Source organism: Octadecabacter antarcticus 307, assembly GCF_000155675.2.
GTDB lineage: Bacteria > Pseudomonadota > Alphaproteobacteria > Rhodobacterales > Rhodobacteraceae > Octadecabacter > Octadecabacter antarcticus.
Genome location: NC_020911.1, coordinates 1,282,371 through 1,296,566 on the forward strand (window position 1 = coordinate 1,282,371; position 14,196 = coordinate 1,296,566).

General features: G+C 56.7%; 14 protein-coding genes and 1 tRNA gene. 8 read left to right on the forward strand and 7 right to left on the reverse strand.

Annotated features, from left to right (window positions below; translation table 11 throughout):
• Positions 1 to 48 precede the first annotated feature (48 nt).
• Positions 49 to 1,419, reverse strand: a complete 1,371-nt coding sequence (locus OAN307_RS06520) for a substrate-binding protein (protein ID WP_015499018.1) — start codon at positions 1,417 to 1,419, stop codon at positions 49 to 51.
• A gap of 214 nt (positions 1,420 to 1,633) precedes the next feature.
• Here OAN307_RS06520 and OAN307_RS06525 point away from each other — a divergent pair, with 214 nt between their 5' ends.
• From OAN307_RS06525 to OAN307_RS06545, 5 genes are all read left to right on the forward strand, one after another.
• Positions 1,634 to 2,917, forward strand: coding sequence for an XRE family transcriptional regulator (locus OAN307_RS06525; RefSeq protein WP_015499019.1), 1,284 nt, complete (start codon positions 1,634 to 1,636; stop codon positions 2,915 to 2,917).
• Between the two features lie 97 nt (positions 2,918 to 3,014).
• Positions 3,015 to 3,383, forward strand: a complete 369-nt coding sequence (locus tag OAN307_RS06530) for a response regulator transcription factor (RefSeq protein WP_015499020.1) — start codon at positions 3,015 to 3,017, stop codon at positions 3,381 to 3,383.
• 7 nt (positions 3,384 to 3,390) lie between these two features.
• Complete coding sequence (locus tag OAN307_RS06535; RefSeq protein WP_044043316.1) at positions 3,391 to 3,675, forward strand: hypothetical protein; 285 nt, start codon at positions 3,391 to 3,393, stop codon at positions 3,673 to 3,675.
• Positions 3,672 to 6,356: an ATP-binding protein gene (locus OAN307_RS06540; RefSeq protein WP_015499021.1), complete on the forward strand. Its 2,685-nt coding sequence runs from the start codon at positions 3,672 to 3,674 to the stop codon at positions 6,354 to 6,356. Before OAN307_RS06535 ends, OAN307_RS06540 begins: the two co-directional genes overlap by 4 nt.
• An 86-nt stretch (positions 6,357 to 6,442) precedes the next feature.
• Positions 6,443 to 7,435, forward strand: coding sequence for a FliM/FliN family flagellar motor switch protein (locus OAN307_RS06545; protein ID WP_015499022.1), 993 nt, complete (start codon positions 6,443 to 6,445; stop codon positions 7,433 to 7,435).
• 13 nt (positions 7,436 to 7,448) lie between these two features.
• On the opposite strand, the gene OAN307_RS06550 is transcribed toward OAN307_RS06545, so the two are convergent.
• Complete coding sequence (locus OAN307_RS06550) at positions 7,449 to 7,874, reverse strand: TIGR01244 family sulfur transferase (protein ID WP_015499023.1); 426 nt, start codon at positions 7,872 to 7,874, stop codon at positions 7,449 to 7,451.
• 164 nt (positions 7,875 to 8,038) lie between these two features.
• Between OAN307_RS06550 and OAN307_RS06555 the strand changes: the two genes are divergently transcribed.
• Positions 8,039 to 9,367, forward strand: coding sequence for an enoyl-CoA hydratase/isomerase family protein (locus tag OAN307_RS06555; protein WP_015499024.1), 1,329 nt, complete (start codon positions 8,039 to 8,041; stop codon positions 9,365 to 9,367).
• On the opposite strand, the gene OAN307_RS06560 is transcribed toward OAN307_RS06555, so the two are convergent.
• Positions 9,359 to 9,574, reverse strand: a complete 216-nt coding sequence (locus OAN307_RS06560) for a hypothetical protein (RefSeq protein WP_015499025.1) — start codon at positions 9,572 to 9,574, stop codon at positions 9,359 to 9,361. The genes OAN307_RS06555 and OAN307_RS06560 overlap by 9 nt on opposite strands.
• Before the next feature lie 140 nt (positions 9,575 to 9,714).
• On the opposite strand from OAN307_RS06560, the gene OAN307_RS06565 reads away from it, so the two are divergent.
• Positions 9,715 to 9,972, forward strand: a complete 258-nt coding sequence (locus tag OAN307_RS06565) for a DUF2312 domain-containing protein (protein WP_015499026.1) — start codon at positions 9,715 to 9,717, stop codon at positions 9,970 to 9,972.
• A 6-nt stretch (positions 9,973 to 9,978) separates the two neighbouring features.
• Here the strand turns inward: OAN307_RS06565 and OAN307_RS06570 are convergent, their stop codons facing one another.
• Both OAN307_RS06570 and OAN307_RS06575 read right to left on the reverse strand, forming a co-directional pair.
• A complete protein-coding gene (locus OAN307_RS06570) occupies positions 9,979 to 10,830 on the reverse strand; it encodes a PhzF family phenazine biosynthesis protein (protein ID WP_245540983.1) in 852 nt (283 codons plus the stop codon).
• 13 nt (positions 10,831 to 10,843) lie between these two features.
• Complete coding sequence (locus OAN307_RS06575; protein WP_015499028.1) at positions 10,844 to 11,719, reverse strand: hypothetical protein; 876 nt, start codon at positions 11,717 to 11,719, stop codon at positions 10,844 to 10,846.
• Positions 11,720 to 11,864: 145 nt separating this feature from the next.
• Here OAN307_RS06575 and OAN307_RS06580 point away from each other — a divergent pair.
• Positions 11,865 to 11,940 (forward strand) — tRNA-Thr (locus OAN307_RS06580).
• A 398-nt stretch (positions 11,941 to 12,338) separates the two neighbouring features.
• Here the strand turns inward: OAN307_RS06580 and OAN307_RS28840 are convergent.
• The gene (locus OAN307_RS28840; RefSeq protein ID WP_187292551.1) at positions 12,339 to 12,482 is read right to left on the reverse strand and encodes a hypothetical protein; all 144 of its coding nucleotides are present in this window, start codon (positions 12,480 to 12,482) and stop codon (positions 12,339 to 12,341) included.
• A 22-nt stretch (positions 12,483 to 12,504) separates the two neighbouring features.
• Positions 12,505 to 13,341, reverse strand: coding sequence for a hypothetical protein (locus OAN307_RS06585; protein WP_144055517.1), 837 nt, complete (start codon positions 13,339 to 13,341; stop codon positions 12,505 to 12,507).
• Positions 13,342 to 14,196: the final 855 nt, after the last annotated feature.

Genomic DNA, 14,196 nt, shown 5'->3' on the forward strand with positions numbered 1-14,196 from the left:
TTGAAATAAAGCTGTCGGGGCAGTGTAAAACTGCCCCGACATTTTGGCTTATGCGCCGTTGTTACATTCACCCAAGGAGGCTTCTGCGCCGCCCATCTGTGGGTGATCAGGTGCATATGTGACCTGCTCGACCGGCGTGACTTCGACGATCTCAACGAGGTCGAATTCGTTCTCGGGGTTCTCTTTGCCGCGCACGACGAGAACGTCCTTGAAGCACTGGTGATCAGAACCACGGTACAACGTTGGGCCGTTGCCCATACCGTCGAATTCGAAGTCCGACAGGGCCTCGTCGACTGCACATGGGGCAAAGCTGCCTGCACGGGTGACGGCATCCGCATACAAAAGCGTCTGCACATAACATGTGTGCGCCGCCTGTGACGGTGGGAAGCCGTATTTCGTGCCGAAGGACTGAACGAATGCGTTCGTACCGGAGTACTTTGCGCCCAGCTCATTTTCCAGCTTCCAGTCCCAGTTCTGCGAACCAAGGATGCCTTTAATGTTGGGACCTGCACCGCGGGCCATCAGCTCTGAATACAGTGGCACGACGATCTCAAACTGTTTGCCGTTTGCCATCGCGTCGCGCAGACCAAACTGAACAGCGTTGGTCAGCGAGTTGATCATGTTTCCGCCGTAGTGGTTCAGAATCAGAACGTCGGCACCGGAGTTCAGGACAGGCGCGATATAAGAGGAGAAATCGGTCGCTGTCAGGGGTGTCAGAACCGTGTTGACGGTTTCCCAACCCAAGGCTTCTGTCGAAGACTGGATGGCTTCTTGTGTGGTGTAGCCCCAGTTGTAGTCTGCCGTCAGATGATACGCCTTACGGTCTGTACCGTACTGCGCCGCCAGAACGGGCGCGAGGGCTGCACCGGTCATGTAGGAGTTAAAGAAGTGACGGAAACCGTTGGCCTTGCGGTCCTTACCGGTTGTGTCGTTGGAATGCGTGAGGCCGGCCATAAAGATGATGCCAGCTTCTTGGCACAGCGCCTGAACAGCAACAGCCACACCGGAGCTTGAGCCGCCAGTGATCATCACGGCGCCGTCTTTTTCGATCATGGAACGAGCAGAAGCGCGCGCCGCATCGGATTTGGTCTGTGTGTCGCCTGTCACGAATTTGACTTCGCGGCCCAGAATACCCGTGCCGTCCAGTGCTTTGGACGAGAACGTCTGCAACATACCGCCGTCGCCGCCACCGTTCAGGTGCTCAACTGCGAGTTCATAGGCGCGAAGTTCGTCCGCGCCTTCGTCGGCGTAGGGGCCGGACTGTGGTACGTTGAAACCAAGAACGACTTCGCTGTCGCCGGGTGCGTTGGTGAAACCAGCGTGGCCATCAGCGCGCAGATATGTTGGCAGTGTCAGTGCAGCACCGGCGGCGGCGCCGGTTTTCATGATGCCACGACGTGTGAAGTTTGATTTTGACATATAGTATCCTCCCTTGAGTGATGCAGCCGAACCTCCCGTTCAACCGCACATGCTTTCAGTAGCGCGTTCAATAAACTGGCATTCTGAAAATTACTCAATAAGGGTTTGTGGAATAATATAACTTCTGTAAAGGTTTAGACTGAGTGGTGCGGAATTTTGTAAAGAAATTATCTATGCAGCGCAGAAAACTGATGAAATTGTTTGGGAAACTTTGATGTCGGATCGGATTATCACAGGGACACGGGTGCGTAATCGGCGGATTGATCTTGGGTTGCGGCAGGTGAATGTCGCCAAAGCGACTGGAATTTCCGGATCCTATCTCAACCTGATCGAACACAACCGCCGCAGAATCGGTGGCAAGCTGTTGCGCGATCTGGCGCGCGTTTTGGAAATCGACGTGGCGTTGCTTGGCGATGAAGTGGGTGACGCCATTTTGGGACCCCTGAAAGAAGCGGCAGCCGCATTTCCGGGCGCTAGTGTTGAAGATTTGCGGACCAAAGACTTGGTGGAGCGGTTTCCCGGATGGGCTGCGTTGATTGCAGCGCAGCGGCGCCGGATTACCCAGTTAGAAGACCGCGCAGAGGCGCTGAGCAACCGTTTGGCTCATGACAGCCAGATCGCCAATGCGCTGCATGACGTCATTTCCACGGCCACTGCAATCAGGTCTACCGCAAGCATTCTAGTGGAATCGCCTGATCTGGACCCTGATTGGCTGTCGCGGTTCCACACCAACATTGACACGGATTCCACGCGCTTGGCCCAAAGCAGCCAAGCCTTGCTTGGGTTTTTGGACATGGAGATGGAGGCAGGTGGCGCGCATGTGGATTCTGCGATGGAGCAAGCGGAGGCCACCCTAGCGCAGTCGGGTTTCTATTTTGCAGGGATCGATGCGGGGGAGGCGATGTTGTTTGATGATGTCAAAGATGCCGCTGTCCGAACCATTCTGCAAGATTGGGCAAAGGGGGCTGTGCAAGACGCAACACGTTTGCCGCTAGATGCGTTCCGTCAAGCTGCGCGCGCGGTTGCCTATGATCCAGCAAGGCTTGCGGCGCGGTTCGGGGTGCCGCTGGACATGGTGCTGCGGCGGTTGGCGCATTTGCCGCCGTCATCGAACGGGGCTGCCCCGGACCATCCGCTGATGGGGTTGGCGGTTTGCGACAGCGCGGGTGTTGTGACGTTTCAGAAACCTGTGCTTGATTTTCGACTGCCACGTTCGGGTGCGGCATGCCCGCTGTGGCCGCTGTATCAGGCGTTAACCCAACCGGGGCGGGCAATCCGGCGCGTTGTGCGGCTGCCCGGGGCTGCGCGCACGCCGTTTGAATGTTTCGCAATCGCGGGCCCCGTCGGGGACGTGGCGTTTGGCGCAGAGCCGCGGATCAAAGCGACAATGCTGGTGCGGCCAGCGCGCACGGGTGATGTGGCGGACGTCGTGGGGCCGGGGTGTCGGGTTTGCGATGTTGAAAATTGCGCCAGCCGTCGCCACCCGAGTTTGCTATAGCATTGCTGTGGGCCTTTGACTCCGCCAGCCGTTTTCGCAATAGTTATTTTGTGTCGCTGGGGGAGCTTGGGGCGACGACAATAGGGGGATGGGAACCATGGGCCGACGCGTCCTTTTAATCGAAGATGAACCCAATATCATGGAGGCGATCAGTTATATCCTGACCAAGGATGGCTGGACCGTGCACACCCATTCCGACGGGGAAACGGCGATGGCAAAGGTCATGCAAGGTGTGCCGGATCTGATTATTCTTGATGTGATGCTGCCGGGGAAATCCGGCTACGACATTCTGCGCGATTTGCGTGCGCAGGCTGAGACCAAAGATGTGCCTGTGATGATGCTGACCGCACGTGGCCAAGCCAAGGATCGTGAAATGGCGGCCAGTCTGGGTGCCACGCGGTTCATGACCAAGCCGTTTTCCAATGCCGAAATTCTAGAAAGTGCGCGCGCACTGGCGACGCCATGAAGCCACTATGAAACCGCCCACCCGAACAGAATTTCTTGATCGTGACAGTTATCGCCAACGCCGGTTTCGCGATGCCGCGCGTTGGTTGCCAATTCTCGCCGCCGTTCTGATGCTGCTGCCGTTGATGTGGCCACGCGATACGCCCGATCAAAGCCTGACCAGCAGTGGCATAATCTATTTGTTCGGGTTGTGGGTCTTCCTTGTTGCGCTGGCCTTTCTGTTATCGCGCGTCTTGCGGTTTTCCGAAGCGTTGGATGGCGACGGTGGGCGCAGCGGGCGGAGCGGGGAATGATTTCGTTCAACCTGCTGGTACTGGTTTCACTTGCCTATGTCGTGTTCCTGTTTTCTATCGCTTTTGCTGCGGAACGACGCGCGGCGCAGGGCAAAGCCGCATGGGTGCGCAGTTCGGCGGTCTACACCCTGTCGCTGAGCATCTATTGCACCGCTTGGACGTTTTATGGCGCGGTAGGTTATGCGGCGCGATCCGGCCTTGAGTTTCTGACGATCTATCTGGGGCCGACTTTGGTGATGATCGGCTGGTGGTTTCTGGTGCGAAAACTGGTTCGCATCGGGCGCACGCAACGTTTGACATCAATTGCGGACCTGATTTCATCGCGCTACGGCAAATCACCTGTGCTTGGTGTGATGGTCACGGTTTTGGCGATTGTCGGAACGACGCCCTATATTGCGCTGCAACTTCAATCTGTTACGCAATCCATCGCGGTGTTCGCTGCCAGCAGCGGCGAGGTTTGGATCCCGCGTGATCTGAACCGCGCGGCCATGTGGGTCGCCGTCGGGCTGGCGGTGTTCACGGTGTTGTTTGGCACGCGTAACTTGGACGCCCATGAACGCCACCACGGCATCGTGCTCGCCATTGCTGTTGAGGCGGTGGTGAAGCTGTGCGCGTTGCTTGCGGTGGGAATATTCGTGGTCTGGGGCGTCGCGGGCGGCGTTGGCCCCACGCTGGATTTGATCGACGCGTCGGCGCAAAGCCAATGGGCCCCGACCCCGAGCCGCTGGATTGGGTTGATCTTTGTGTCGGGTGCCGCGTTCGTCTGTCTGCCGCGGATGTTTCAAGTGATGGTGGTGGAAAATTCCGACGAACGCAGCCTAAGCACCGCGAGCTGGGCGTTCCCCACGTATATGATGTTGATAAGCCTGTTTGTCATGCCCATCGCGGTGGTGGGCCTCGATTTGATGCCAGAGGGTTCGAACCCCGATTTGTTCGTGGTGACTGTGCCCATAAGCGAGGGGCGACAGGGCCTTGCGATCCTTGCGTTTTTAGGTGGGTTTTCGGCGGCCACATCTATGGTGATCGTGGCGACGCTGGCGTTGGCAACAATGGTGAGCAATCACATCATCGTGCCCAGTTGGTTGAACGCGCGCACCCCCGGTGCGGTCGTGTCGGGCGATGTGCGCCACGTCGTAATAATGTCACGGCGGGTGTCGATCGGCGTCATAATGGCGCTGGGATATGTTTATTTCCGCGTGTCGGGGGGGGGCACAGCGCTGGCCGCCATCGGATTGGTGTCGTTCATCGGCGTTGTGCAGGTATTGCCCGCAATGATCGGCGGGGTGTTTTGGCGTGGGGCAAATCGCTGGGGCGCTGGGGCGGGTCTGATTATTGGATTCACGGTCTGGGTGTGGACAAATTTCTTGCCCAGTTTCGGAATTGATGCGGTGATATCGCAGGCAGTGTTCGCAGCGGGGCCGTTCGGAATCGGCTGGCTTCGACCTGAGGCATTGTTCGGGATCACGGGGATTGACCCGCTCGTGCATGCGCTGTTCTGGTCGATGTTCCTGAACACGTCGGCGTTTATTATCGTTTCGATCCTGACCTTCCCGAACCCGCTGGAACGTCTGCAGGGGGCGCAATTCGTCAATGTGTTTGATTATTCCAGTGGTGCGCACACCTGGTCGCAATCAGCCGCCCAAGCTGAGGATTTGTTGGTGATGTCCCAACGTATCCTTGGCGCCGCTGAGGCGCAGGCAATCTTTGCGGCAGAGGCACGATCGCAGGGCAAGGCGGGGTTCCAGCCTGACGTCACGCCTGATTTCATCGGTCGGCTGGAACGTGAATTGTCGGGATCGGTTGGGGCGGCGACGGCGCATGCGATGATCGGCCAGCTGACCGTAGGCACGATGGTGTCGGTGGATGATCTGATCGCGGTGGCGGACGAAACCGCGCAGATCATGGAGTATTCCAGTAGGCTTGAGGCAAAAAGTGCCGAGGCTGATCGCACGGCACGCGCGCTGCGCGAAGCCAACGAAAAGCTGACCGCGCTGAGTATCCAGAAGGACGCGTTCCTCAGCCAGATCAGCCATGAATTGCGCACACCGATGACGTCGATCCGTGCGTTTTCCGACATTCTGCGCGACGTCGATGTGCAAGACGATGCGCGTAAGCGGTTCGCGGGAATTATCCACGAAGAAAGCAACCGACTGACGCGGTTGTTGGATGATTTGTTGGATCTAGGCGTGCTGGAAAGCGGGCAGGTGCAACTGAACGTCGGGCGGGGCACGTTGGCGGGCGTGTTGGACCGCGCGGTGATCGCGTCGGGCGCGGACACTGGCAAACTGGCAATTTCGCGCAGGCCGAGCAATGAAACTGTGAGCGTGCAAACCGATTTGGACAGGTTGGCGCAAGTTTTCATCAACCTGATCAGCAATGCGGCCAAATACTGCGCCGCTGACGCCCCGCAATTGCGCATCATTGTGCGCCAATTAGCGGGCCAAACGGTTGTGGATTTCTGTGACAACGGCGCGGGCGTCCCGAGCGAGAGCCAATCGATGATTTTCGAGAAATTCTCGCGGCTTGAGGATGAGGGTAAGGCGGGTGGTGCGGGACTGGGGCTTGCGATTTCTCGCCAGATTATGGGCGCACTTGGCGGTGATGTGACGTATTTGCCGGGGCAGGGCGGGGCTGCGTTTCGCGTGACGCTGCCAACGGCGCAGGCTTTGGCTGCACAATAACGCAGGGACGCAACCTGTCGTTAGCAGGTTGGTAACCTCGCGTACGCTAAACACAGTGCGATGAAGTGTAGTGTGGGATATTCTTGATGGAGACGGTTAATCCTGTCCTTGCCCAGAAGCTGGGGCTGACGCGGGCTATCCCGCCAGCGGACGACGCGGCACCGGCCACTCCGATGCGCCAAATGCGGCGTGCGTTGGGGCGCGCGGCAGATAAGGCGGTGGGATTGTCGGCGTCGGTTCTGGGCATCGCCGAAGAAGACCTCGATTCGGAGGGCCTGATTGAAAGTGGGCCAGAAGGCTGGGTTGTGTTGGGGTTGCGCGATGGATCATCAGCAGGATTGACGGGGCTTTTTTTAATGGACCAACCGTTGCGTTCTGCCTTGGTTGAAATGCAAACGATGGGGTGTTTGCTTCCCGCCGCCGATGAACAACGCCGCGTTACGCGCGTTGATGCCGTTATGTCGGTGCCGTTCGCCAGCCAATTGCTGGCAGAACTGGCGGAGGTCGGATTTGGTGCGGCTGATTTTGAACCGACCGCTTATGACATTGGGCCGATTGATGATTTGCGCACCGCAGGATTGGTCATGTTGCAGGGCAATTACCGCTGCTGGCGCATTACCATCCAGATGGGCGGCGGCGATGCGCAAGGTGAAATGTTGATCGCTCTGCGCCCCAAGGTGCCGGTTTCCAGCCTGCCTGTCAAAGACACATCTGTCTGGTCGATGGCGCTGCGCAGTGCTGTGCAAGACGCGCCAGCGGAATTGGACGCGGTCCTGACCCGCATGACGCTGCCAATCCATAAGATTGAAGCCTTTGAAGTGGGGCATGTGCTGAATTTGGCTGGAACGACGGTCGGGTTGGTGACGCTGACCGGACCGGGTGGGGAAATTATCAGCACTGCGCGGCTGGGTCAGGTGGCGGGCAAGCGGGCCGTACGCGTGCAGTATACGCGGGTTGAACTGCAGGATGATCCACCAAAAATGGCGCAAGCTGCTGCGCCATCGACAGATTTTGGGCCCGATGTCGGGCTGAGCGCTGGAGAGCCAAAAATTGCAGCACCTGACTTGGTTGTGGGGTAGCAAAGATCGAAGATTAGCCGCCTGCAAGCGCGTCCAATTGGCGGCGCATTGCCCCCAGATCATAACCGTGATCGGCGGCGGTTTGCAGGATGTCGCTGGTGTCCATGCCGCCCGCTTGCATCATCGCCCAGATAATTGTGCAGCGGGTGCCCGACGCACAATAAGCCAACACAGGACCATCTGATTGCGCGCAGGCTTGTTTTTGCTGGACCGCAAGATCAGGCGTCAGTGCCGTATGGGTCGCGGGGAGCACCACAAATGTCAAACCCGCCGCGTCCGCCGCAATTTGCATCGCGTCCGCCTGATGTGACGGTGGAATTTCGCTGCACGGGCGGTTGTTGATTATAGTGGTAAATCCAGCCTGCGCGAGGGCTGGCAGGTCCTCGGGGTCGATCTGGGGCGCGACGGCGTAATCGGGGGTGAGCTGGCGAATGTCCATGGCTCTTTCTATGACGCGCGGCGCTGGGCGTCCAGCGCTCGACGATCTGTGCGGCCATTTTGCAGCGAATGATGCTTTGGGGGCTTTCCCTTTGGCGTGCGGACAGCCATCCTGCACGTCATAACCTGTGACGTCGGACGTGCGCAGGTGTTCAAAGGGGTCCTATGGCGAGGCTGGTGCGATTTCGGATTTTGGACGGGGTTGGTATTGCCACGCTTGACGCGGCCCCTGTGAACGCATTGTCAGCCCCCTTGCGTGCGGGTCTGTGGGAGGCGTTCAGTCGTATTGACGCCAATCCAGACGTCAAAGCTGCGGTGTTGATCGCATCTGGGCGGATGTTTTCGGCTGGCGCGGATATTCGCGAATTAGACGGATCGGCAAAACAGCCATCATTGGCGCAATTGTGCGACCGAATTGAAGCCTGCACCAAACCCGTTGTTGCGGCCGTTCATGGTTCGGCGCTGGGCGGGGGGGCTGAACTGCTGTTGGCGGCGCATTACCGTTTGGCAGCGCCGGACGCGAAGATCGGCCTGCCAGAGGTGGCGTTGGGGTTGGTGCCGGGCGGCGGAGGCACGCAACGATTGCCACAACTGATCGGGGCCGCACGCGCTTTGCAAATGATGATTTCGACCGCAATGATTGACGCTTCTGTCGCCCATCGTTCGCAACTTGTGGACGCTATTGTGCAGGGTGATCTTGCATCCGGCGCGATTGCCTTCGCGCTGAACCTGATCGAACAAGGCAAGGGGCCGCGTCAGACCCGTGATAACCGCAGCCATCTTATGGAGGGGTTGGCGTACAGCGCGGCGATTGCCAAAGGGCGCGCGGCCTTGGCGGGTAACCCGTTGCATGCCCCCGAACGCGTTTTGGACTGTGTTGAGGCCGCTGGGCTGTTGCCGTTTGATGCAGGATTAGCTTTTGAGGCAGATGCGTTCGCGCGCTGCCTTGCCCACCCGCAATCGATCGCGCTGCTCCATGTTTTCATGGCGGAACGCAAGATTGATAGTGCTTTGATTAAACGCGAAGGCACTGCGTTTCGACCTGTCGACCCGATGGGTAAATCGGTCGTTCGACGCCTGCGCAAAGCAATGCGCACGGCCGCGGAACATCAGGTCTTAGGTGGCGCAAGCGTGGATGATGTCGATGGCGCGATGGTTGCCTACGGGTTTCGTGCCGGGCCGTTTGGCAGGAAAGGTGATGCGGTCCAAAACGACACAATTGCACGCCGCTTGGTCGCGGCATTGCTGGTTGAAAGGGCTGCCTGTGTTGCAGAAAACGCTGTGCAACGCGCATCAGATATTGATGCGCTGGCGGTCCACGGTTTGGGCTTTCCACGGCGCGCAGGTGGTCCAATGCGCGCGATGCAAAGCGCGGGTTTGATCGGGGTGCGTAAAGACCTTCGGGTGTGGGGCGAGGACAGCACGATCTGGGCCGCGCCCGATCTTGTGGATCAGGCGATTAAGGACGCGCGCGGGTTTGATGCGCTAGGTTAGGATAACGCCAATCACGACACACATCAGGCCAATGACAGACACCAAAAATGCCCCCAGATTTAGCGGCAGAGCGGCCTGAATTTTGGCCCTTAAATCGTCATCGTTTGCCGCAGTGCTTTTGGCACGACGCACCTGCACGATACTGATGATAATACCGATAAGGCCGATGATCGAAATCACCGCGCCGATGGGGATCAAAAGGTCCATGTGCGTCTCCGTTTTGGGGGCCAGTTTATCGGCTTAGGAACGCTGTGGGGGTATCGCGCCCACGCAGTGCACGCAACCGCTTGCCGCGCGTGGGTTACGCGGTTAGGGAGAACGCCAAACCAAGCGACATGAGGTCCGATATGTCTGACACATCCACCGACACCAGCTACCGCGTAACGGCCGACGAATTGCGTCAGTTCATTGAACGCATTGAACGGCTCGACGCTGAGAAAAAAGACCTCGCCGAGCAGCAAAAAGAAGTCATGTCAGAGGCCAAGGGCCGTGGGTATGACACATCCGTCATGCGCAAGATTATCGCCTTGCGCAAACGCGACAGCGACGACATTGCCGAAGAGGAAGCGGTGATGGAAATGTACAAAGAAGCGCTTGGTATGTGATTTTGATCAGAGGGTCACGTGGCCCTTGATCAAGATATTCGTATGCCCGCCAATGCGGATTGGCCCGCGGTCTGGGTCATCCGCTGACGGGATGACATGCACCCGACCATGACGCCTGATACAGGTTCCCTGCGCAATGATATGTCGGCGCTGAACGCGCCCCTGCGTCTGCATCCAATGGGCCAAAGCCGCATTCAATGATCCGGTTATCGGGTCTTCGGTCAGTCCCGCCCACATCGAAAACATCCGAACTTCAAAATCGGCATCGCCCTTGCTGTGCGGTGCGATCAGCCCCACCGCGAGGCCGGTGACAGGGGTAATTGCGCCCGCGTCCAGCGTAAGCAGATCGTCCGCGCCTTGCATTTCAATCGCATGCCAGATCGGACCGTTGTCCAGCACCGCGTGGCGCATGATGCGCGTCGGATCAAGGTTTAGACCCGCAGTAATTGCAGCAAGCGATTTGGCCGCCATGCTGGTAATGGACGTGGGCGGTGCGACGAATGCAGGCGTGTCGCCCGTCAGGTCAATCTCAACCAGTCCAACGCCGCAATTCTGACGGATAACGCCCGCCTGTTTGGGCGTGTTGCCCGCTTCAAGCCAGCACGCGGCGGTGCCCAATGTCGGGTGCCCCGCAAAAGGCAATTCCCGTGACACGGTGAAAATGCGAATGTCGTAGTCCGCCGCCGGATCGCTGGGCGGAAAGATGAACGTGGTTTCAGCCAAGTTGGTCCAACGTGCGAAGCGTTGCATGGCATCCTCGCCCAGCTCCGCGCCGTCCAGCACCACCGCCAGCCCGTTGCCGCCCATGGGCGTTGTGCTGAACACATCGCATTGCATGAAACGGCGCGATTTCGCCAAGCTTTTTTGCAGGTTAGGGACCAATGAAATTCACCCCTTCCACACGTTCAATCCGGTAGATGTCTTCTTCATAGTTCGCGGTGAGCTGGGAAAGGGTGTCTTGGGTCCAGCCGGGAATATCGATCTCATCCTCGACTTCTTCTTCTAGCGCGTATTTCTCCAAAAACGCTGCGATAATGCGCCGCTTCTGCTGCTCTGTTTGTGGCGGATTGGCTTTGATGTAGGTCACAAAGGCCCGCATGCCGTCCGCGCTCATGATTGCGCTGAGCAGGTCAAACCCGCCGGTGATTTTGGTCAGTGCGTCGACGCCCGCAAGTTCACGAATAAGCCGCGCCCAGATCAGCGGCGTGTCTTCATTGCACCAAACCGTCAGGCTGGCGTGGGGCAGGATGGTGCGAATGCGCGTGACCAGATCGGACCATCGCAAATCAAGTGGATCGGTCCCATGCATAAAATCGCTAAAACTGTCTATCGCAGAGTCGCCAAAAATCGCTGGGATAAACGTCGCAGGGTTGCGCATACCAAGGAAGATTTCGATCTCATCTTTAGGAAACAGGTTCGCGAGGCCCCGCAGTTTTTGTTCCGCAAGCCCATAAAAAATGCCGTTTTCAAGCACCCGTTTATGGACGCACATGAACCGCGAATTACTCATCACCAGACGGTCGCATTGGTCGTCATCCAGAATGGCATCCAGCAGAATTTCGCGGGTGTCTGGCGCAGGTTCTTTCCCATCAAGAGACTGAATAGTTTCACGAATTAGGCTGCGATACTTGCCGGGTCCAGGAACTTTGACTCCCAGCTGCGCGAAGGTTTCTGCGTTCTTTAGAACAGATTTGAGCAGGCGATCCTGATCTGTACAATTAGCGCCGATATGATAGACAATCTGCATTGTTTTTTTGCCCGTAATACGTTGGTTTTGCTGCTGCAAGAACCTTATGCGCGATTTGTCGTCAGTGGAACCGCCCATCGGCGCACAAATCGAGTGAATCTCCCTCTTGCCAGCCCGCGCCAGACACCTTACTGCGCCCCGTAGTGCCCCTATAGCTCAGCTGGTAGAGCAACTGATTTGTAATCAGTAGGTCCGCGGTTCGAGTCCGTGTGGGGGCACCATTTTTTTCCAAACAAAAACAACGTAATACAGATAAAACCTAAGCGTTGTTACGCACTGAGGGCTTCCATGTCGAATGTTCTGGGGGACATATGGGGGACAATTTACCAAGTTTGGGGCCTTATTTGTGGCTTCGACCTCGCCAATAGCTCTCTTTCAAAGAGCGACTTGAATTTGAGGGCGAATCACATTGGCATAAGCTGAGGTCTGGGGGCGGATAAGGACGACCTTTGCCAGTTGGGTCGGATGCCGACTCACAGGCCATCGACGCCAAATGTTGGGGCGCTGACAAAACTATGTAAGGGATATGCTAAATTGGGTGCATCACTCTATCAAGCGGGCGCAGAAAGACGGTCATGATGCAAAAAAATTCTGGTAGGAGGATGGTTGAGGCTGAGAGTCAACCCTCAGCTTCAGTCAGGGATTTCACAAGAACAGCCTCAATCCTTCGGATTTGGTCAGCAGTAAGTCGTTCAGATTCCTTAGATGCAGAAACGATCAGTTCGCCGGAGTCACGACGTTGGCGCTGGTACGGGTAGCTCATTTTAGGCGCGACTTGTTGATTTCTAGCGTACATGATCGTTGTCCCCTCTGTTTAAGCTCCGTGGATAAAAGTGCTTTCTCTTTATCCACTTAAAGCCTTCATATTTCGTAACTGTCGCAAGGTCAGTCGCCCCGCCAACAATGTCTGAGCCAAACGCAAACGAAAAGTATCCCTTAGTCGTCTCTACTAGAAACTCAGCCAACCGTATAACATCAATGACGGGCATTGTTGCACTGAGCAATGGAGTTTCTAGTCGGCTTGTCGCTTTTTCGTACATCAGTTCAGACAATTCTTGCTGAACGCCCTCGTCCATCATTGCCTGAATGAAGTCGCTATCAACTCCCAGTAAAAGCCTGGAAATAGCCGAGCCTTGACCGCCCCAATAAATACACTGTGCGTCTGTTTCTTTATTTAGCTGTAGGGGCTCTTTTAGCTGCCCAGCTAAGATAACAAGCTTCCAAATCTCACCGTGCTCGTTTGTTGACCCGTAACCGCCGATCCAAAATTCGAGGTAATCATTGGCGTTAACTTTGCTTTCGGGCGCTTCATAGGCATCCTTCAGAAACCCATGAGCGTGCTTCACAACGTCACTTACGGTGTAGTCCTTAGAGTTGACTGCGATGTCCCCTTTCGTCAACCTCACCCGCAGTTCCTTTGCGAGACTACTGATGGACCTGCCGCCAATGTGCCCCATACCTGCAGTCATCGCGACCAATGGCAGTTCGCGATGTAAGTTGAAAACTTTGTCCGCATTGTTGTAAACGTTCAGTACTGACTGTTCACCAGCTTCGTTTGTGGTTGTCAGGGTGCTGGCGCTGTCAGCAGCAAAAACGATGCAATCATGAACTTTAACTGCCACACATACTGTCATTAAAGCCTTCTACAAACACAACATGCTGTTGTTGGTACAATGTGTATCGATTATATTGGCTTGTGCCAATGGGCTTCCCGGCTACAGCCTACGGGCACATCCATCCATCATAACGTTAAGCCCGCGTGCGCGTAGACGCTTCAAAGAATTGCTGTTCCCATCATTGGGGGGTGGTGTCTGGCGCACCTTGCAAGGCATAGCTAAGAATTGCCCGCGCATCAGTGCGTTTAGGCGTCCGTGAAGTCGCAGAATTGGTAGGCCTCACCCCAGCGACGGTCACGCGATACGAAACTGAGAAGGGGGGGGGTAAATCAACGCAGCCTGCTTTCACTGCAGATTGCACTAGAGGGCCAAGGCGTTCGGTTCATCGCAGGTGGGTCGATTGCACCTGCGGATGCTGTGGCTGGGCCAGTGGGCAACACTGGCGATGTGTAGAGTGACGGGGCCATTAATAGGCGCTGGGATCGTGTTTATTCCTGAGACCGGCGGCTGTGCGGACAAACCGAGCTTGACCACAATAGGCGCGACCGCAGCTTCCGACCCAGAGCGGACATTGATCTAGGTTGCAGCCAACGGCAGCTATGAGCCCAGAGTCACGGATGCTGCTTGATGTATTGGTGTCCGCTATCACCGGAAAGCCAAAAACCTTCAACAACTGCTTGGGTTTTTGAACGGCTAAACCGTGACTGGTCACCGCAGGTGGAGAGTTGTGCCCTCAAATCAGCCAATCCAAGCTTGCAAACCAATGTTGCACCCTTGTTTTGAGTGTGCCTGGTTGGCAACATCCCGAATACATGCGGGCATTAAGTGTTATATTTTACTTAAAAAAAATACTTAACCTTG